Origin of the sequence: Rhizobacter sp. J219 (genome assembly GCF_024700055.1) — a bacterium.
Lineage (GTDB): Bacteria > Pseudomonadota > Gammaproteobacteria > Burkholderiales > Burkholderiaceae_C > Rhizobacter.
This window is the reverse complement of sequence record NZ_JAJOND010000001.1, coordinates 287,269-306,915: the sequence shown is the minus strand read 5'-3', so window position 1 is coordinate 306,915 and position 19,647 is coordinate 287,269. Positions and strand designations below refer to the sequence as shown.

Annotated in this window: 14 protein-coding genes, 1 tRNA gene and 1 pseudogene; 6 read left to right on the top strand and 10 right to left on the bottom strand. The window is 67.5% G+C overall.

From position 1 onward, the window contains the following. Positions 1-41 precede the first annotated feature (41 nt). From LRS03_RS01365 to LRS03_RS01335, 7 genes are all read right to left on the bottom strand, one after another. On the bottom strand, positions 42-2,870 hold the full coding sequence (locus LRS03_RS01365; protein ID WP_257823516.1) for a BamA/TamA family outer membrane protein: 2,829 nt from the start codon (positions 2,868-2,870) through the stop codon (positions 42-44). 220 nt (positions 2,871-3,090) lie between these two features. Further along, complete coding sequence (locus LRS03_RS01360) at positions 3,091-5,949, bottom strand: AMP-binding protein (RefSeq protein ID WP_257823515.1); 2,859 nt, start codon at positions 5,947-5,949, stop codon at positions 3,091-3,093. 170 nt (positions 5,950-6,119) lie between these two features. Beyond that, positions 6,120-6,194: transfer RNA gene (locus tag LRS03_RS01355), tRNA-Val, on the bottom strand. Positions 6,195-6,215: 21 nt separating this feature from the next. Next, positions 6,216-6,920, bottom strand: a complete 705-nt coding sequence (dnaQ, locus tag LRS03_RS01350) for a DNA polymerase III subunit epsilon (protein WP_257823514.1) — start codon at positions 6,918-6,920, stop codon at positions 6,216-6,218. Between the two features lie 10 nt (positions 6,921-6,930). Then, on the bottom strand, positions 6,931-7,740 hold the full coding sequence (gene lgt, locus LRS03_RS01345; RefSeq protein WP_257823513.1) for a prolipoprotein diacylglyceryl transferase: 810 nt from the start codon (positions 7,738-7,740) through the stop codon (positions 6,931-6,933). A gap of 61 nt (positions 7,741-7,801) precedes the next feature. After that, on the bottom strand, positions 7,802-8,755 hold the full coding sequence (locus tag LRS03_RS01340; protein WP_257823512.1) for a LysR family transcriptional regulator: 954 nt from the start codon (positions 8,753-8,755) through the stop codon (positions 7,802-7,804). A 7-nt stretch (positions 8,756-8,762) separates the two neighbouring features. After that, complete coding sequence (locus tag LRS03_RS01335; protein ID WP_257823511.1) at positions 8,763-9,902, bottom strand: beta-ketoacyl-ACP synthase III; 1,140 nt, start codon at positions 9,900-9,902, stop codon at positions 8,763-8,765. 139 nt (positions 9,903-10,041) lie between these two features. On the opposite strand from LRS03_RS01335, the gene ilvD reads away from it, so the two are divergent. Further along, entirely contained in the window at positions 10,042-11,721 is a 1,680-nt protein-coding gene (ilvD, locus tag LRS03_RS01330; protein ID WP_257823510.1) for a dihydroxy-acid dehydratase, read from the top strand. Positions 11,722-11,783: 62 nt separating this feature from the next. Here the strand turns inward: ilvD and LRS03_RS01325 are convergent, their stop codons facing one another. After that, positions 11,784-12,041, bottom strand: a complete 258-nt coding sequence (locus LRS03_RS01325; protein ID WP_257823509.1) for a TIGR04438 family Trp-rich protein — start codon at positions 12,039-12,041, stop codon at positions 11,784-11,786. A gap of 129 nt (positions 12,042-12,170) precedes the next feature. On the opposite strand from LRS03_RS01325, the gene LRS03_RS01320 reads away from it, so the two are divergent. The 3 genes from LRS03_RS01320 to LRS03_RS01310 all read left to right on the top strand — a co-directional run bounded on the left by LRS03_RS01320 (position 12,171) and on the right by LRS03_RS01310 (position 14,098). Then, entirely contained in the window at positions 12,171-12,485 is a 315-nt protein-coding gene (locus LRS03_RS01320; RefSeq protein WP_257823508.1) for a c-type cytochrome, read from the top strand. Between the two features lie 67 nt (positions 12,486-12,552). Continuing rightward, positions 12,553-13,314 (top strand): metallophosphoesterase family protein, encoded by a 762-nt coding sequence (locus LRS03_RS01315; RefSeq protein WP_257823507.1) that lies wholly within the window; start codon positions 12,553-12,555, stop codon positions 13,312-13,314. A 7-nt stretch (positions 13,315-13,321) separates the two neighbouring features. Continuing rightward, positions 13,322-14,098 (top strand): 4'-phosphopantetheinyl transferase family protein, encoded by a 777-nt coding sequence (locus LRS03_RS01310; protein ID WP_257823506.1) that lies wholly within the window; start codon positions 13,322-13,324, stop codon positions 14,096-14,098. A 4-nt stretch (positions 14,099-14,102) separates the two neighbouring features. Here LRS03_RS01310 and acs read toward each other — a convergent pair. Further along, positions 14,103-16,069 (bottom strand): annotated as a pseudogene (gene acs / locus LRS03_RS01305) (acetate--CoA ligase). A 161-nt stretch (positions 16,070-16,230) separates the two neighbouring features. On the opposite strand from acs, the gene LRS03_RS01300 reads away from it, so the two are divergent. After that, on the top strand, positions 16,231-16,839 hold the full coding sequence (locus LRS03_RS01300) for a TIGR00645 family protein (protein ID WP_257823505.1): 609 nt from the start codon (positions 16,231-16,233) through the stop codon (positions 16,837-16,839). Here LRS03_RS01300 and nhaA read toward each other — a convergent pair. Beyond that, positions 16,833-18,071: a Na+/H+ antiporter NhaA gene (gene nhaA, locus LRS03_RS01295; protein WP_257823504.1), complete on the bottom strand. Its 1,239-nt coding sequence runs from the start codon at positions 18,069-18,071 to the stop codon at positions 16,833-16,835. The two genes, LRS03_RS01300 and nhaA, sit on opposite strands and share 7 nt — an antisense overlap. A 50-nt stretch (positions 18,072-18,121) precedes the next feature. On the opposite strand from nhaA, the gene LRS03_RS01290 reads away from it, so the two are divergent. After that, positions 18,122-19,645 carry a fumarate hydratase gene (locus LRS03_RS01290; RefSeq protein ID WP_257823503.1) on the top strand — a complete coding sequence of 508 codons (1,524 nt, stop codon included), beginning with the start codon at positions 18,122-18,124 and terminating at the stop codon, positions 19,643-19,645. Positions 19,646-19,647: the final 2 nt, after the last annotated feature.

Sequence of the window (19,647 nt, the reverse complement as noted above, 5' to 3'; positions counted from 1 at the left end):
GCACCGAGGGCCGCCGAAGCGGCGCCCATCGCTGAAGATGCTCAGAACGCGCGGCCGAGCGTGAAGTAGCCGCGGGTGCCCTTGGGCGCGTCCAGCCCCTGCGCCACACCGGCGCGCACCTGAAGGCCCAGCGAATACATGAGCTTCAGGTCGACCAGCACCTCGAGACCGACGCCACGGCGGTAGTCGTCCGGCCCGTTGCCGGTGCTCCATGCACCGCCGATGTCGAAGAAGGCGGCTGCCGACACGCGGTTGACGCCGACGGCCGGTGTCATGAAATGCTGGTCGACGTCGGCGATCGGCGTGCGGAACTCGATGGTCGTGGCGCGTGCGCTGCGGCCCCGCAGCGCAGCCTCGTTGCCGCGGTACCCCCGCAGGGTGATGTCGCGGTTGTTGAGCGCAAGGCCGAGCTGGAGCTGCGGGTCGGTGGCGCCGCCGAGCTGGAAGGGCTCGGTCAGGCCGCTGCCGCGCGCCTCGGTGTGGCGCAGTGCGATCACGCTGCGGCCCACGGGGATGAAACCACGCCAGTCGAGGCGCACCACATGGCCGTCGTAGTCGTTGCGGCCTTCGCGGGCGAAGGGACGGTAGGACTCGTACAGCAGCGTCGCCTTCTGGCCGCGGTTGTCGCCCTCCGACCACCAGCTGCTGCCGGTGGTGTCGTACTCGAAGAGCGCGGCCAGCAGTCGCTCGGTGCGGTTGACCGGCGCGCCGAAGTTCTCGGGGTGCACGCGCTCGACGTGGTCGATCGCCGCGCCCACGCCGAAGAGCACGCGACGGTCGAGCCGCAGCCAGGGCACGACGCTCAGCCACTGCGCCTGGGTGTTGCGGTCGAAGGCGGTGGTTTCCTCGACGCCATCTTCGTCTTCACGCCAGGCACGCGACGTGAGGGTGCGCTGCAGCGAGAAGAGATGCTGGTCGCGGAAGAGGTACTGGAACGAGCCCACCGGCTCGCGCTCGGTCACCTCGTAGGCGAGCGTCGCGGCGTACTGGTGCCAGCCGAGCGCGTCGGCGCCGAAGCCGCTCGCGCCAAGCCAGAGCAGGCCGCGGTCGCCGCCGGCCACCGGGAACCACGCGCGGGGGTACACCGAGCGCAAGGCGCTGTACGAGCGGCCGGCCCCGAGGGCCGTGGCTGGCGTGGCTGGCGTGGCGGCGGCCGGTGCCGCAGTGGCGGCGGGCGCGGCCGTGCTTGCCGCGACGCGCTCCAGCGGCGCCGCGGTGCCGAGACGGCGCAGCTCGTAGCCGCCGGGGGCGATCACGGCCATCGCGAGCGAGCCGTCGTCCTGCGTGCCACCCTGCGCGGTGACACGGGTGTGCGAGTGGCTCAGCTTGACCCACCCCTCGCCCTCAAGCCGATACACGTTGAACAACCCCTCGCGCACGGCGATGAATTCAAGCCCCTTGGGGCCATGAACCAGACCATGCACCGGTGCATCGTGCGTGAAGAGCAGGCGCGGTGCGGGCGTGGCCTGGGCCATGTCGAAGGCGTCGACGCGCCAGGCGCCGGCGCGCTTGCTGACGACCGTCACCTGCTGGCCGTCGGGCGACGCGGCGAGGTCGATGAGGTTGATCTCGGTAGCCGGCTCCCAGAGCACGCGCTGCTGCTGGCCCTTGGCGTCGAGCTGCACCAGCCGTGTGTTGCCCTGGCCTTGCTGCAGGGCGACGATGCCGCCACCGGCCTGCACCGCGCGGCGCAGGCGGGCGCAGTGGGTGAGCTGGGTCAGGTCGCCATCGGCGTCGACGCGGTAGAGGTCGTACGCGAGGTAGCGCCAGTTGCACACGTCGGGCTGGCTCAGCAGCGCCTCGCCTTTGGCGTTGACGTGCAGCTCGGCATTGCCGTTCACGTCGCCCAGCACGGTCTGCGTGCCGTCGCGGGCGATCTTCACGAGCTTGGCGTGCTTCAGGCCGTCTTCCAGCACCGCCAGCGTGGCGCCGCCCGGCAGCGCCGCCACCGCACCCACGCCGAACATCGGGCCCGCGAGGCGCTCGCCCGCCACCTCGGCGCTGCGCTTGATCGGCTGCGCGCGCTCCTGCACCTGCTGCTGCAGGTCGGCGAGGAATTCGGTCCATAGCACGTCCATCGTCTTGCCGGTCGCGCCATACGGGCTGCTGTGCACCCGCGGCCAGAACGGCGGGTTGCCGCTGTAGTGGTGCACCACCTTGTAGACCGCGTCCTGGCCATAGCGGCGCGCGAGGAAATCGAAGAAGTAGGCGCCATACAGGTACGACTTCGACAGCGGCAGCGAGCGCCCGTTGGCGTTCAGCTCGCGCAGCGAGAGGAAGCCGCGGCCGGCCTCGGCGCGCAGCCAGGCCTCGAACACCGGCCCGCGCAGCCGGCCCCGGCCGGTGGCGGGGTCGCTCTCGGTGTAGACGGCCAGGCCTTCGATCATCCAGTTGGGCTGGAAGATGTTGGGGAAGAACAGCGGCTGGCGGCCGAAGATGGACTGCAGCACGCTCGGGAAGCCGCGCACCTTGTCGAGGTGCACGGTGTGGGTGAACTCGTGGGTGATGAGCAGCTCGAGCCAGTCGCTGTTGTCGAGCAGCTCGCCCGAATCGGGCGGTGCCAGGTAGACGCCGATGATGTTGTAGGGCAGCGGCGTCGAGAAGCCGTTGGCCAGGTCGTACTGGTCGATCAGCAGGATCTCGGTGCGGCCGCGCGGCTCCCACTGCAGCGCCTGGGTGATGCGCGGGTACACCTGCTCGGCGATCTGCGCCACTCGCTCGGCCTGCGGCCGCCAGGCGGCGCGGTAGTTGATGCGGAAATGCGGCGTGTCGGCGCTCTGCCAATCGGGTGCCGGCTCGATGCTCTGCGCGGAGGCGCCGAAGGCCCACGTGCAGGTCAACAGGAAAACGATGGTCCGGATCAAGGACATAGGGTCTCCACGGGGGATGCTCTGTTTTTGGCCGGGCGCAAGGGTACAGGAGCGCAGGCCCTGTCCCGGTGCGCCCCCTGTGGTAAGGGGTGTCTAGAGGTGACGCGCCAGCGCGACGGCGAGCGCCTTGGCGTTGGCCCCGCTGATCATCTCGTCGTGGTCGCCGGGAGTCACGTCGATCTCCAGGCGCCGGGCGACCTTGCGCCACACCGGCAGGGGGTCACCGGGGCTGGGGTGGGAGGCCCGCAGGAAAACCACCCGCCCCGCATACGGCTCGGGCCGGTACTCGCGCAGCGCCACCAGCATCGCGCCGCGCACCCGCCGCAAGGCCGGCGGGAAATTGGCTTCGCGCAGCAGGTCGCCCACCAGCTCGGGCCGCTTGGGCGCGAGGCCCAGCGCGATACGGGCCCGGTCGGCCAGCACCATGCCTTTCTTGCGCAGGTAGTCGACCTGCCCGCGCAGCGGCAGCGAGCGCAGCCGGCGCCCGGTCACGCCCAGCCAGCTGGCGCAGTAGCGCACCCATTCCCAGAGCGGCAGGTAGCGTCCGTGCACATGGGTGTCGATCAGGGTGACGAGACTCGACAGTCTCGCCGGCGCGGCTCAGCTGCTGGGCGATTTCGTAGGCGACCAGGCCGCCAAAGGAATAGCCGCCCACCGCATAGGGCCCTGTGGGCTGCACGCGGCGCATGTGGCCGATGTAGTCGGTGGCCATTTCGCGCACGCTGACGTAAGGCGCGTTCTCATCGCCGATGGCTCGCGCCTGCAGGCCATACACCGCGCGTTGCGTGTCGAGCGCTCGCAGCACCGCCCACAGTTCGAGGAAGGTGCCGGCCAGGCTGTGCACGAGGAAGAACGGCCGGCCGCTGCCCGGGCGCAGCTGCACGAGCGGCACCGGCAGGTCCCATGCGGCCTGGTCCATGACGGCGGCGAGCTGGCGGATGGTCGGGGCCTTGAGCAGCGTGCTGGGCGCCAGGCGCTGCTCGGTCGAGTGCTGGATGTCGGCCACGATGCGCGCGGCCAACAACGAATGGCCGCCGATCTCGAAGAAGTCGTCGTCAAGGCCGATGGGCGAAAAGCCGAAGATGGCTTCCCACAGCGACTTGAGATAGGCCTCGTGGTCGTGCCGCGAGCGCCAGCCAGGTGCGGGCGGCGGCGGCAAGGGGCCGGCGGGCACGGTGGAGTTGCGCAGCGCGGGTTCGTCGCGCAGGGCGCGCAAGGCACCGGGGTTGACCAGGCGGCGGATGTCGGCGACCGGGCGCTCGTTGACCACGTCACGCAGCGCCGCGACGCACACGCTGCCATCGGACAGGCGGGGCAGCTCCGGCACCTGGAGCACCACGTCGGGTACGTGTGCGGGCGAGGCGGCTTCGGTGAAGCGGCGGCGCATGCGCGCGATCAGCGCGCCGTCGAGACTCGCCCCGTCGCGCAGCGCCAGCAGCAGCACCGCACGACCCTCGCCCAGTTGGCGGGGTTGCTGCTGCTCCACCACCGCCCATTCGCGGATCTCGCGGAACTCTCGCATCAGCGCGCCCAGCTCGGCGGGCGACACCTGCGCGCCGCGCACATTCATCAGGCCGTCGACACGTCCTCGCAGCAAGAGGCTGCCATCGGCGGCACGCTCAATGCGCTCGCCGGTGGCCCAGCGGCCAGGCTGGCGCTCCAGGTAGGTGGCGCGAAACCGCTCGCCGGTCGGGTCGTCGAGGAAGCCGAGCGGGCGCGATGGAAAGTGCTCACGGCACGCGAGCTCGCCGGTGTCGCCCTCGCGTGCGCTTGGAATCCGCAGCCCAAGGCCGACGCTGCGGTTGGCTTCGTCTTCCAGCACCAGGCCGGGCTGCTGCAGCACCAGGCCGCACAGCAGGTCGGCGCTCATGCACAAGGCTTGCAGGTCCACAGGCGCAACCTGCTCGCGCACCCAGCGCTGCGCCCGCTCGTCGAGCGTCATGCCGGTGTAGAGCAGGGTCCGCAGGGCACCCAGGCCGTGCTCGCGCGCTGGAGCCAGACCGGCATGGACACCGAGCTGCAGGTAGGGCGCAGACGCCACGAAGACCGTCGCCCCGCCCTCCTGCGCCACGCGCCAGAGCGTGCGGGCATCGCGCACCGGGCCGTCGTACAGCACGATGCCGGCGCCGCTTTCCAGCGCCGACAGCTGCCACAGCCAGAGCGCCGACGCGACCGAGGCCGGCGCGAACAGGGCGCTGCCGCGGTCAAGGCCGAGGTGCAGCCGGTGCTGCTTGACCTGTTCCAGCAAGGTGCCGCCGGCGCCGTGCACCAGCCACTCGGCCTGCCCGTCGGCACCTGCCGCGGGCGTGATGAAGAGCGGCTGCTGGAATGGAAAGCGCGGCCAGGCCGTGCGCACCGGGCCGGCATCGGCTTGCGCCAGGAAGAGGTCGACCACCGGCACGACCAGCGCGGGCAGATGAGACTCCGCATCGTCGAGCACGATCACCGCTTCGAGCGAAGGAAGCGCCTGCGCGACCTGCGCCACGCGGGTGGCGAGCGGGTGGCCGGTGTCGTGCGGCATCGGCCCTGCGTGGGCGAGCAGCACGCGGGGTGCGAGCGGCTTGAAGCGAGTCGTCATCAAGGCGGCGCCCATCTCGGGAGAGGCGAGCGCCAGGCTGGCCCCGACAGCTGCCACGGCGAGCACGGCCACCACAGCGCGGGCGTCGCTGCGCGGGATGATGGCCACACGATCGCCCTCACCTACGCCACGCTCGCGCAGGGCCTGGGCCAGTTGCCGCACCTGCTGGGCAAGTTCTGCGCGGGTGAGGCGATCGGGCTCGCCCTCGGCGTGGCAGGAGGTCACCGCCACCGCATCGGGGTCAGCGCCCCGGCCGCCGATGAGGTTCTCGGCAACGTTGAGGCGGACCTCGGGAAAGAAGCGCCCGTGCTCGTCATGCACGCGGGCGGCATCGCCCTCGGCCACTAGGGCGATGTGACGCCAGAGCGACGGCCAGAATGCTTCGGGATGATCGGCCGACCAACGATGAAGCCAGCGCGCCAGCACGGTTGGATCGTTCAGATCCGGCGGCGCCGTACCGAGCGCCGCCGCGAACGCGCCCAGCCCCGACTCGCCTGCCATGCCCTGCTCCTTCATGCCGATTTAGCCCACACAAGCATCGGTGGGGTGACCGTCGATTTCCAGCAGTGCAGCAGCCAATCTCGTGTAGGCGGTTGCCTACAGGGCGGCCGGTGGAAGGCCCAAAAACAAAAACGGCACCCAAGGTGCCGTTTTGATGTCGTCCGATCGATTGGTGGGCGGTGCAGGGTTCGAACCTGCGACCCCTGCCGTGTGAAGGCAGTGCTCTACCGCTGAGCTAACCGCCCAATCCGACGGGAAGTCGCAGATTATGCCACAAGCGCGCGCCAGGCCGTCTTGCCGCCGGACGACTTGTCGGTTTCGGCGAGGATGGCTTCGTGAGCGGTGATTTCCTCGTCGTTCGCGACCAGCACCGGCAGCGTGAACTGGCTGAAGTCGATGGCCGCAAGCACCAGGTCGGCCTGTGCGGCCTCGGTGGCGTCGATGACCAGCGAGTCCTGCCCGCGGGTCATGTTGATGTAGACCTCGGCAAGCAGTCCTGCGTCGAGCAGGGCGCCGTGCAGCGTGCGGTTGGAGTTGTCGACCTCCAGGCGCTTGCACAACGCGTCGAGCGAGTTCGACTTGCCCGGGAACATCTCGCGCGCCATCACCAGCGTGTCGGTGACGCTGCCCACATGCTCGACGAACTTGCCGCGGCCGAGGCGCTTCAGCTCCTCGTTGAAGAAGCCCACGTCGAAGCTAGCGTTGTGCGCGATGACCTCGGCACCGGCCAGGTACTCCAGCAGCTCGTCGGCGATGGCCGCGAAGAGCGGCTTGTCGGCCAGGAATTCGTCGGTCAGCCCGTGGATCTTGACGGCGTCTTCATGGTTGGGCCGCTCGGGGTTGAGGTAGAAGTGCTTGTTGTTGCCGGTCAGGCGCCGGTTCACCATCTCGACGCAGCCGATCTCGATGATTCGGTCACCCGATTCGGGGCTGAGGCCGGTGGTTTCGGTGTCGAAGAAGATCTGTCTCATGCGTTTGCCCTCAGGCGTTCACGTTTCGCGAGCGCTGGCCCGCCCACCACCACCAAAGCGCGCCGCCGAGGATCATCGGCACGCACAGCCACTGGCCCATGCTGAGGCCGAGCGGCAGGTTCTCCAGACCTTTGTCGGGCTGGCGGAAATATTCGACGACGAAGCGGCACACGCCATAGCCGAACACGAAGGCTGCCGCCACCTGCCCAGGCGCGCGCTGCTTGCGGCCGTAGAACCAGAGGAACGCAAACAGCAGCAGGCCTTCGAGTGCGAACTGGTAGAGCTGCGACGGGTGGCGCGGCTGCTCGCTGCCCGATTGCGGAAACACCATCGCCCACGGCAGGCTCGGGTCGGCGAAGCGGCCCCACAGTTCGCCGTTGATGAAGTTGCCGATGCGTCCCGAGGCGAGCCCCGTGGGCACGCAGGGTGCGATCACGTCGAAGGTCTGCAACACCGGCCGTTTGCGGGTACGCGAGTAGATCGCGAGCGCCACGGCCACGCCGAGCATGCCGCCGTGGAACGACATTCCGCCCTTCCACACCGCGAAGATTTCGAGCGGGTTCTGCAGGTAGTGGCCGAGGTTGTAGAAGAGCACGAAGCCCAGCCGCCCGCCCAGCACCACGCCCAGCACGCCGAAGAACAGCAGGTCCTCAACGTCGCGGCGGGTCCAGCCGGCGTCGGCAAACCAGGGTTTCTTCACCCGCAGCGCCGCCAGCCACAGGAAGAGCCCGAAGGCGACCAGGTAGGTCAGTCCGTACCAGTGAATGGCCACCGGGCCGATCTGGAGGGCGACGGGGTCGAACTGCGGATGGATGAGCATGGACTGACGAGCCGGGAATCGACAAGCCGCGAACGATACCGCAGGCGCTGCGGCGCGCTCTTCAGGCGAGGTCGGGCTCGTGCTGGTCGTCGAGCGTGCGCCGCACGTAGTCGACGAAGCGCGTCACCACCGGGCCGGCATCCGACGGCCACACCAGGCTGGTCTCGGCGCGCGGCGCCATCGCCCCAAGCGCCACCGGCAGGCGCCGGTACACCACCCCCGGCCGCTGCAAGGTCGTCACCGACTGCGGCACCCACGCCAGGCCGAGGCCTGCGGAGACGAGGTTGACGATGGTCTGCATCTGGATCGCTTCCTGTGCGATCACGAGCGAGGCGCTGTGGCGGTGATAGAAGGCCAGCACCGCGTCGTACAGAGAAGGCGCGATCTCGCGCGGAAAGATGATCAGCGGCTGCGCCAGGATCTGCGAGAGCGTGAGCCGGCGCGCGGTGGTGAGCGGCGAGTTCTCGGGCACGGCCAGCACCATCGGCTCGATGCTGACCGACAGCCGCGAGAGGCTCTGCCCGGTGCCTTCGGGCACGATGCCCGGCGCGTGCAGCACGAAGCCGGCATCAGCCTCGCCCAGCTCGAACGCGCGCAGTTGCACATCGCTCGTCGCCTCGCGCAGCACCACCTCGATGCCGGGTTCGATGTCCCGAAAGCCCCGCAGCCAGCCGGGCAACGGGCCGAAGCCGACCGTCGAGACGAAGCCCAGCCGAAGCCGCCCCACCGCCCCCTGCCCCACCGTGCGTGCGATCGAGCAAAGCGCCGAGGCCTGCTGCAACAACTGCCGCACCGGCTCGACCAGTGCCTGCCCCGCCGGCGTGAGCGACACCTGCCGGCGCGTGCGCTCGAAGAGCGGCACGCCCAGGCGCGCCTCCAGCTGCTGGATCGCCAGCGTGAGCGGCGGCTGAGTGATGTTGAGCTGCTTGGCTGCTCGGCCGAAATGCAGCACCTCCGCGAGCACCAGGAACTGGCGCCACACGCGCAATTCGATCTGTGTGCTGTCGCCGCTCATGGGGACCTCAGCAGACGGTCAACAGCGCCGCCGCGTACGAGAATCGCGCACTCTCGGGCACGAAGACCATGATGCGCTGGCCCGACTTCAGCTCACGCGTGCGCAACAACTCGTCGAGCATCAGGATGAACGACGCGGTGGCCACGTTGCCCACGTGCGTGAGGTTGGTGAACCACTTGTCCTTCGGGATGTGCAGCCCGGCATCACGCAGGCCCGCGTACATCGGCTCGCGGAAAAGCTCCGACGACAGATGCGGCAGGAAATGGTCGATGGTCGCGACATCAAAGTCGTGCCTGCGTGCCGATTCCAGTGCGAACTGGATTCCGTGCTTGATCATGCGTTCGCCGAGGAGGCGCGTGTCCTGCTTGACCGAGAAGATCGAGCGCGCCAGCCACTCCTCGGGCTCGAAGCGGCTCCACCCACGCAGTTCGCCGTCGCGGCTCTTTTCGGCGCCGACATACATGCAGGTCTCGGCCTCGTTGGCGTAGGAGCGCACGTCGACCCATTCGAGCTTCAGCGGCCTGGCGCCGCGCGGCTGGTTCTCCAGCCGCAACGCGCCGGCGCCGTCGGACAGCATCCAGCGCAGGAACTCCTTGTCGAACGACAACATCGGGTTGGCGTTCAGCTGCCGCTCGCGGTCGATCTCAGGCTGGAAGAATTTCGCGAGCATCCAGTGCGACAGCATCTCGGAGCCCGTGCACACCGCATTGCTGCTGTTGCCGGTGGCGATCGACATCTGCGCGAGCTTGAGCGCCTGCATGCTGGCTGCGCACGAACCGGCGAAAGAGGCGATCTCCACCTCGGGCACCGGCAACAGGCCGTGCACCATGGCCGCGTGCGAAGGCACCAGCTGGTCGGGCGAGGCGGTGCCGCACGCCAGCAGCTGCAGGTCCCTGGGCTGGAAGCGCTCGTCGAAGAGCCGCTTCACCGCCTCGGCCGTCATCAGCGCGTTGGTGTGGGTCGGTTGGCCACCCTTCTCCAGCGCGTAGTAGCGCTGCGTGATGCCGTTGTTGCGCAGGACGATCGCCTTGGTCCGCGACGACTTGCCCCCGACGAGGCCGAGGTAGTCCTCCATCGCGTCGTTCTCTACGGGGCGGTTCGGCAGATAGTGGGAGATTCCTGTGACGTAGACGTTCTGCGAAGACATGAAGAAAAGGCGAAGCAAAAAGCAAGATGGCACTCTCTCGATATGAGAGGCAAATCACTGGCGCATTTTATATATATTGGACGCCCGCCAGCCGCGACGAGATACTGCCGCCCTCCCCGCAAATTGCCAGGAAAGTCTCATGAGCTTCAACCGCCGCTCCAAGAACATCACCGAGGGCGTGGCCCGCGCGCCCAACCGTTCCATGTACTACGCCCTGGGCTACCAGGAAGGCGACTTCAGCAAGCCGATGATCGGCGTGGCGAACGGACACTCGACCATCACCCCGTGCAACTCCGGCCTGCAGCGCCTGGCCGATGCGGCCGTGATCGGACTGAAGGAAGCCGGCGCGAACCCGCAGATCTTCGGCACGCCCACCATCAGCGACGGCATGGCGATGGGCACCGAAGGCATGAAGTACAGCCTGGTGTCGCGCGAGGTCATCGCCGACTGCGTGGAAACCTGCGTCGGCGGACAGTGGATGGACGGCGTGATGGTCATCGGCGGCTGCGACAAGAACATGCCCGGCGGCATGATGGGCATGCTGCGCGCCAACGTGCCCTCGCTCTACATCTACGGCGGCACCATCCTGCCGGGCAAGTACAAGGGCCAGGACCTGAACATCGTCAGCGTCTTCGAGGCCGTCGGCCAGTTCAGCGCTGGCAAGATGAGCGAAGAAGACTTCTGCCAGATCGAGCGCCGCGCCATCCCCGGCAGCGGCTCATGCGGCGGCATGTACACCGCCAACACGATGGCTTCGTCGTTTGAAGCGCTGGGCCTCTCACTGCCGTACGCCTCGACGATGGCCAACGTGGAAGACGAGATCGTGGCGATGGTGAGCCGCGCCTCCAAGGTGCTGGTCGAGGCGGTGAAGGCCGACCTGAAGCCGCGCGACATCGTCACCAAGAAAGCGATCGAGAACGCCGTGGCCGTGATCATGGCCACCGGCGGCTCGACCAACGCGGTGCTGCACTTCCTCGCCATCGCGCACGCCGCTGGCGTGGAGTGGACCATCGACGACTTCGAGCGCGTGCGCCGCCGCACCCCGGTGCTGTGCGACCTGAAGCCGAGCGGCCAGTACCTCGCGATCGACCTGCACCACGCCGGCGGCATCCCGGCCGTGATGAAGGAACTGCTGGGCGCGGGCCTCCTGCACGGCGACTGCATGACCATCACCGGAAAGACCGTCGCCGAGAACCTGGCCGACATCCCGCCGCTCTCGAAGGAGCAGAAAGTGATTCGCCCGGTCTCCGACCCGATCTACGCCGAAGGCCACCTCGCGATCCTGAAGGGCAACCTGAGCCCCGAAGGCTGCGTCGCCAAGATCACCGGCCTCAAGAACCCGCAGATCACCGGCCCGGCGCGGGTCTTCGACGACGAACAATCGGCGCTCGCCGCCATCATGGCCAACCAGATCAAGGCCGGCGACGTGATGGTGCTGCGCTACCTCGGCCCCAAGGGCGGCCCCGGCATGCCGGAGATGCTCGCGCCCACCGGCGCGCTCATCGGCCAGGGCCTGGGCGAATCGGTCGGCCTCATCACCGATGGCCGCTTCTCCGGCGGCACCTGGGGCATGGTGGTCGGACACGTGGCGCCCGAGGCCTACGAAGGCGGCAACATCGCCTTGGTGCTCGAAGGCGACTCCATCACCATCGATGCCAAGACGCTCACGCTGCAGCTCAACGTGCCCGATGCGGAACTCGCCAGGCGCCGCGCCGCCTGGCAACGCCCTGCCCCGCGCTACACGCGCGGTGTGCTCGCCAAGTTTGCGAAAAATGCTTCGAGCGCCAGCTCGGGCGCGGTGCTAGACAAGTTTGAATAGGCGGTTCAAGCGACCATGAAAAAGCGGCCCCGCGGGGCCGCTTGCTTTTGGAGGCTCAGACCTTATTTCTTGGCCTTGCCCCGACGGCCACGGTGGTCCATGCCGAGGTTGGCGAGGTTTTCCACCCGGCGCTTGGCGACACGCTCGTCCATCTTGTCCATCTCGCGGCGCTTGGTGTAGCCGGTGGCATCGGCCCAGGCCCACCACAGCACGGCCGCACCGAAAGGCCACAGCACAGCCCACCACGACCACAAGGCAACAGGGCCGAACTCGGCCACTTTCATCACCAGCAACAACACGCCAAGGACGACGAAATACATGCAAAAACCCCACAAAAGGCCAATGCCGTGACGCCTCGGCCTGTCAACCCACGGCCCTTAGAATGCGTTGATTCCGGCAGTGCTGGAAATGTAATTCACCCTTCAGTCTTCGGCACCCGAAAGGAACCCATGAAGTCGCTGCTTTCCCTGATTTTTGCCGCTTCCGCCCTCGTTGCTGGCCCGGCTTTTGCCAACGCCGACTTGGCCCAGAAGAAGAACTGCATGGCCTGCCACGCCGTCGACAAGAAGGTGGTCGGCCCCTCGTACCAAGACGTCGCTGCCAAGTACGCCGGCCAGAAGGATGCGGTGGACAAGCTGGCCGTGAAGGTCGTCAAGGGCGGCGCCGGTGTCTGGGGCCCCGTGCCGATGCCGGCCAACACCGCGGTGAGCGATGCCGAAGCCAAACAGCTCGTCACCTGGATCTTGTCGCAGAAGAAGAAGTGATTGGCTGAACGTCTCTCACGAAGGCCCCGACCCCGGGGCCTTTTTCATTTGGCCCCAGACTCCGACCATGCGCGTCTTTGCGATCTCCGACCTGCACGTCGACTACGAGCCCAACGCCCGCTGGGTGCAGGAGCTTTCGTTGGTCGAGTACCAGGACGACGTGCTGATCCTGGCGGGAGACGTGTCCGACCGCAGTGAGCTTCTCCAGCGGTGCATCGAGACACTTGCCAGGCGGTTCCGGCAGGTGCTCTTCGTGCCCGGCAACCACGACCTGTGGGTGCGGCGCGACGGCCCCGAGATCGACTCCTTCGGCAAGTTCGAGCGCACGCAGGCCCTGGTGCGCGAGGCCGGTGGCAGCACCAAGGTGTTCCACCAAGGGAAGCTCAGCATCGTGCCGCTGCTCGGGTGGTACGACGGCTCCTTCGGCGAGCCGGGTGACGACCTCCGCATGGCCTGGGTGGACTTTCGCGCCTGCCGCTGGCCCGAGGGTTACGAGTCGCACGACACGGCGAAGGCATTCATGGCGATGAACCGCTACCAGCGGCAGTCTGGCGACGAGGTGATCGTGTCGTACTCACACTTCCTGCCGCGCATCGACGTGATGCCGGCGCGCATCCCTCTCGACAAGCGCTTCATCTATCCGGTGCTGGGGAGTGCGGCACTCGGCGAGCAGGTCAAGGCACTCGGATCCGCGGTGCACGTCTACGGCCACAGCCACGTGAACCGGCGCATCGAGCTCGACGGCACGCTCTTCGTCAACAACGCCTTCGCCTACCCCCACGAGACACACATCGCCAAGAAAGAGCTGGTGTGCGTCTACGAAACCTAGCGGCGCGATGACCTTCCAGCTCGACCGATCCGAGGTGCACCTCTGGCTCGCCTTCTGTGGCGACGCCGACCGCGAGTTGCTGCACGAGCGCTATCGCGCGCTGATGACGCCGGAGGAGCGCGCGCGCGGCGACCGCTTCTATTTCGAACGGGACCGCGCCCGCTACCGTGTCACGCGCGCCCTGGTGCGCACCGTGCTGTCGCGCTATGCGCCGATCGCGCCGCAGGACTGGCGCTTCGACGCCACCTCGTACGGGCAGCCGATCATCGTGAACGCCGAACCGGAGGCGCAGAGCCTGTCGTTCAACCTCACGCACACGAGCGACCTGGTGGTGCTCGCGGTCACACGCCAGCGCGCCGTGGGCGTCGACACCGAAAACATCACGCGGGGGGCGCTGCTCGATGTCGCCGACCGCTTCTTCGCGCCGAGCGAGTGCGAGCACCTGTGGGCGCTGCCCGCTGAAGCGCACACCACCCGCTTCTTCGAACTCTGGACGCTGAAGGAAAGCTACATCAAGGCACGCGGCATGGGCCTGTCGATCCCGCTGCACAAGTTCGCGTTCGATCTGCGCGAGCCAGGGGCGGTGTCATTGGCCACGCTGCCCGAGCTGGGCGACCCGGCCGACCGCTGGGCGTTGCGCCACCTCTGGGCCACGCCGGAGCATCCGGTCGCGTTGTGCATCGAGCGCCACGGGCAGCATCCCGAGTTCGACCTCAAGGCGCGGCGCATCGTGCCGCTGGAAGGCGACCAGGCCGTCGACCTGATCGCCTCGCGCCGCAACTGAAAGCTCAGTAGGCCTGACCCAGCTGCTCAAGGATGGCCGGGTTCTCGAGCGTCGACGTGTCCTGCGTCACCGCCTCGCCCTTGGCCACCGAGCGCAGCAGGCGCCGCATGATCTTGCCGCTGCGCGTCTTGGGCAGGTTGTCGCCGAAGCGGATGTCCTTGGGCTTGGCGATCGGGCCGATCTCCTTGCCCACCCAGTCACGCAGCTGCTTGGCGATGGCCTTGGCTTCGTCGCCGGTCGGGCGTGGGCGCTTGAGCACGACGAAGGCGCAGATCGCCTCGCCGGTGGTGTCGTCGGGACGACCCACCACCGCGGCCTCGGCCACGAGAACTTCGGTGCACGAGACGAGCGCGGACTCGATCTCCATCGTGCCCATGCGGTGGCCTGAGACGTTGAGCACGTCATCGATGCGGCCGGTGATGGTGAAGTAGCCGGTCTTCTCGTCGCGGATGGCACCGTCGCCGGCAAGGTAGTACTGGCCCTTGAAGTCTTCCGGGTAGTAGCTCTTCTTGAAGCGCGCCGCGTCGCCCCAGATCGTGCGGATCATCGAGGGCCAGGGCTTCTTGATCACGAGGATGCCGCCCTGGCCGTTGGGCACGTCCTTGCCGGTTTCATCGACCACGGCCGCCTGAATGCCCGGGAACGGCAGCGTGCACGAGCCCGGCACCAACGGCGTGGCGCCCGGCAGCGGCGTGATGACGTGGCCGCCGGTTTCGGTCTGCCAGAAGGTGTCGACGATGGGGCAGCGGCCACCGCCCACGTGCTGGTGGTACCACTCCCACGCGGCCGGGTTGATGGGCTCGCCCACCGAGCCGAGGATGCGCAGGCTCGACAGGTTGTACTTCTTCGGATGCACAGCCTCGTTCGACTCGGCCGCCTTGATGAGCGAACGGATCGCGGTGGGCGCGGTGTAGAAGATCGTGACCTTGTGGTCCTGGATCATCTTCCAGAAGCGGCCGGCATCCGGGAAGGTCGGCACGCCCTCGAAGACGATCTCGGTGCCGCCCAACGCCAGCGGGCCGTAGGCGATGTAGGTGTGGCCGGTGACCCAGCCGATGTCGGCCGTGCACCAGAAGACGTCGTCGGGCTTGAGGTCGAAGGTCCACTTCGTCGTGAGCGCCGCATGCAGCAGGTAGCCGCCCGTGCTGTGCTGCACACCCTTGGGCTTGCCGGTCGAGCCCGAGGTGTAAAGCAGGAAGAGCGGGTGCTCGGCACCCACCCACTCGGGCTCGCAGGTCTCGGCCTGCGTGGCGGTGGCTCGTGCATCCACTTGTCGCGCGCCGTCCAGTTGATCTTGCCGGCGGTGCGCTGGTAGACGATGACGCTCTTGATGCTGTCGCAACCGCCCAGGTCGAGCGCTTCGTCGACGATGGCTTTCAGGGGCAGCGACTTGCCGCCGCGCTGCTGCTCGTCGGCGGTGATCACCATCACCGCGCCGGCATCTTCGATGCGGTCGCGCAAGCTCTGCGCCGAGAAACCGCCGAACACCACCGAGTGCGTGGCGCCGATGCGGGCGCAGGCCTGCATCGCCACCACGCCTTCCACCGACATCGGCATGTAGATCACGACCCGGTCGCCGCGCTTCACGCCCTGAGCCTTCAGCGCATTGGCCATGCGGCAGGTCTTGGCCAGCAAGTCTCGGTAGGTAACGCGCGTGACCTTGCCGTCGTCGGCTTCGAAGATGATCGCGACCTTGTCGCCGAGACCGGCTTCGACCTGCTTGTCGAGGCAGTTGTACGAGACGTTGAGCGTGCCGTCTTCGAACCACTTGAAGAACGGCGCCTCGCTGGTGTCGAGCGCCTTGGTGAACGGCTTCTTCCAGGACACGAACTCACGCGCCAGCCGCGACCAGTAGCCTTCGTAGTCGGCGGCGGCTTCGGCGCACAGCTTGTCGTACGCGGCCATGCCCGACACGTGGGCCTTCTCTGCGAGGGCGGCGGGTGGCGAATAGAGCTTGGGGGTGTCGGTCATGACGGTCTCCTGGCCTTGATGGTTGTGCAGGCAGCACCATAGGGGGGCGCTCTTACGAAGGGCTTACTCGACTGGCAAGGCCCATGCCGCGCGGGCGTCCTGTCATGGTGTGAGAACTAGAATCCACGGCATCCGGACATTCCCTGAAAAGAACGAAATCCATGGCCGCCCAGAAGCCCGCTCCAGTCTCCCGCCGCCTGCGCACCCTGCCTCAGCTCATCTTTGCGAGCCGCTGGCTGCAACTCCCGCTGTACCTCGGCCTGATCCTGGCCCAATGTGTCTATGTCTTCCACTTCTGGGTGGAGCTGGTACACCTGATCGAAGCCGCCATGGGTGACAAGACCGCGCTCCAGGCCATCTTCACCTCGGTCGGCATCACGGGCGAAGCCGCCACCGGCGGCAAGCTGAGCGAAACCACCATCATGCTCGTCGTGCTGGGCCTGATCGACGTGGTGATGATCTCCAACCTGCTGATCATGGTGATCGTCGGCGGCTACGAGACCTTCGTGTCGCGCATGGACCTCGAAGGCCACCCCGACCAGCCCGAGTGGCTGAGCCACGTGAACGCCTCGGTGCTCAAGGTCAAGCTCGCCACTGCCATCATCGGCATCTCGTCGATCCACCTGCTGAAGACCTTCATCAACGCCGACGCACTGAGCGACCGGGTGCTGATCGCGCAGACCGTCATCCACGTCGCCTTCCTGTTCTCTGCGCTCGCGATCGCGTGGACCGACCGCATCCTCTCGGCGCCCCCGTCAGCGCATCACTGAAGCTTGGACGGGTGGAAGCTCGATTCGCGCAGATGCTGAGCCCTGCGCCGCGCCGGCCCGCGCCGCTCGGCACGCATCAGGATGTAGGTGCCCAGCACCCCAGCGATGAGTGAGCCGCCGAGCACACCCAGCTTGACCTGCGTCTCGTAGACCGGCCCCTGGCCATCGAAGGCCAGCCCGCCGATGAAGAGGCTCATGGTGAAGCCGACACCGCAGAGCACGCACACCCCGAAAAACTGCCAGCGGTTGGCGCCGTCGGGCAGTTCGGCTGCACCCGTCACCGCCAGCAGCCACGAGGCTCCAAACACACCCACCGCCTTGCCCAGCACGAGGCCGGCGGCAATGCCCAGCGGCACCGACTCGGTGAGCGTGTCGAGCGACAGGCCGTGCAGGACCACGCCGGCATTGGCAAACGCGAACATCGGCAACACGGCAAACGCCACCCAGGGGTGCAATGCGTGCTCCAGCATTTCGAGCGGCGATTCAGCGTCGTCGTCGTCCGTGCGCAAGGGAATGGCAAATGCCGTCACCACACCAGCCAGCGTGGCATGCACGCCCGACTTGAGCACGCACAGCCAGATCACCACCCCCACGGCCAGGTAGGGCAGCACGCTTTTCACCCCGGCGCGGTTGAGTGCGAAGAGCACCACAATGCCGACACCGGCGGCGATCAGCATCGTCCACGACAGGTTGGCGGTGTAGAAGAACGCGATCACGACGATGGCCCCCAGGTCGTCGATGATGGCCACGGCCGTGAGGAAGACTTTCAGCGAGGCCGGCACGCGCGAGCCCAGCAGCATGAGGATGCCGAGCGCAAAGGCGATGTCGGTCGCAGCGGGGATGGCCCAGCCCCGCAAGGCGATGGGGTCGTGCCAGTTGAGTGCGGCATAGATGCCGGCAGGCACCGCCATGCCGCCCAGCGCCGCCCCGAGCGGCAGCAGCGCTTGCCGGAAGGTCGAGAGCTCGCCGACCACCAGTTCGCGTTTGATCTCCAGGCCCACCAGCAGGAAGAACACCGCCATCCAGAGGTCGTTGACCCACAAGATGAGCGGCTTGGACAGCACCAGCGCATCGTTGCCGAAGCGCACCTCGCCCGGCAGCTGGCGGAAAGCTTCGTACTCGATGCCCCACGGCGAATTGCTCAACAGCAGCGCCGCGACGGTGGCCACTGCGAGCACGATGCCGCCGGCCGATTCGGCCGCGAAGAAACGCTTCAGCGCATCCGTGATCACCGCAGGCCCCCTTCGATAAAATCTGCGCTTCCGCCCACCCGAGCCTCCCCATGACCACCATCCGCCACGCAGACCTCGTTGAGAGCGTCGCCGCAGCTCTGCAGTACATCAGCTACTACCACCCGGCCGACTATATCCAGCACCTTGCACGCGCGTACGAACGCGAGCAGAGCCCCGCGGCCAAGGACGCCATTGCACAGATCCTCACCAACTCGAAGATGTGCGCCGAGGGCCGCCGCCCCATCTGCCAGGACACCGGCATCGTCAATGTGTTCCTGAAAATCGGCATGGACGTGCGCTGGGAAGGCTTCAAGGGCTCGATCGCCGACGCGGTGAACGACGGCGTGCGCAAGGGCTACCTCAACCCTGACAACGTGCTGCGCGCGTCCGTGCTGGACGACCCGCTCTTCGCCCGCAAGAACACCAAGGACAACACGCCCGCCGTGATCCACATGGAAGTGGTGCCGGGCAACACGGTCGACGTGATCGTGGCGGCCAAGGGCGGCGGCAGCGAAAACAAGTCGAAGATGGTCATGATGAACCCCAACGACAGCCTGGTCGACTGGGTGCTCAAGACCGTGCCGACCATGGGTGCCGGCTGGTGCCCCCCGGGCATGCTGGGCATCGGCGTCGGCGGCACGGCCGAGAAGGCGGTACTGCTGGCCAAGGAAGTGTTGATGGAAGACATCGACATGTACGAGTTGCTTGAGCGAGGCCCCAGCAACAAGCTCGAAGAGCTGCGCATCGAGCTGTACGAGAAGGTCAACGCGCTCGGCATCGGCGCGCAAGGCCTGGGCGGCCTGACCACCGTGCTCGACGTCAAGATCAAGACCTACCCGACGCACGCCGCCAGCAAGCCGGTGGCGATGATCCCGAACTGCGCGGCCACCCGCCATGCACACTTCGTGCTCGACGGCTCCGGCCCGGCCTACCTCGAAGCCCCGAGCCTCGACCTCTGGCCAGACGTGAAATGGGCCCCCGACTACAACAAGAGCAAGCGCGTCGACCTCAACACGCTCACGCCTGCCGAAGTGGCCAGCTGGAAGCCGGGCGACACGCTCCTGCTCAACGGCAAGATGCTCACCGGGCGTGACGCTGCGCACAAGCGCATTCAAGACATGCTCGCCAAGGGCGAGAAGCTGCCGGTCGACTTCACCAACCGCGTCATCTACTACGTGGGCCCGGTCGACCCGGTGCGCGACGAGGTGGTCGGCCCGGCCGGCCCCACGACCGCCACGCGCATGGACGGCTTCACCGAGATGATGCTGGCCCAGACCGGCCTGATCGCGATGGTCGGCAAGGCCGAGCGCGGCCCGGTGGCCATCGAGGCGATCAAGAAGCACAAGAGCGCCTACCTGATGGCGGTGGGCGGCGCGGCCTACCTCGTGGCCAAGGCGATCAAGGCTGCCAAGGTCGTCGGTTTTGCCGACCTGGGCATGGAAGCCATCTACGAGTTCGACGTGAAGGACATGCCGGTCACCGTGGCGGTGGACGCCGGCGGCTCCTCGGCCCACATCACCGGGCCCAAGGAGTGGCAGGCGAAGATCGGAAAGATCCCGGTCGCCGTGGTCTGACG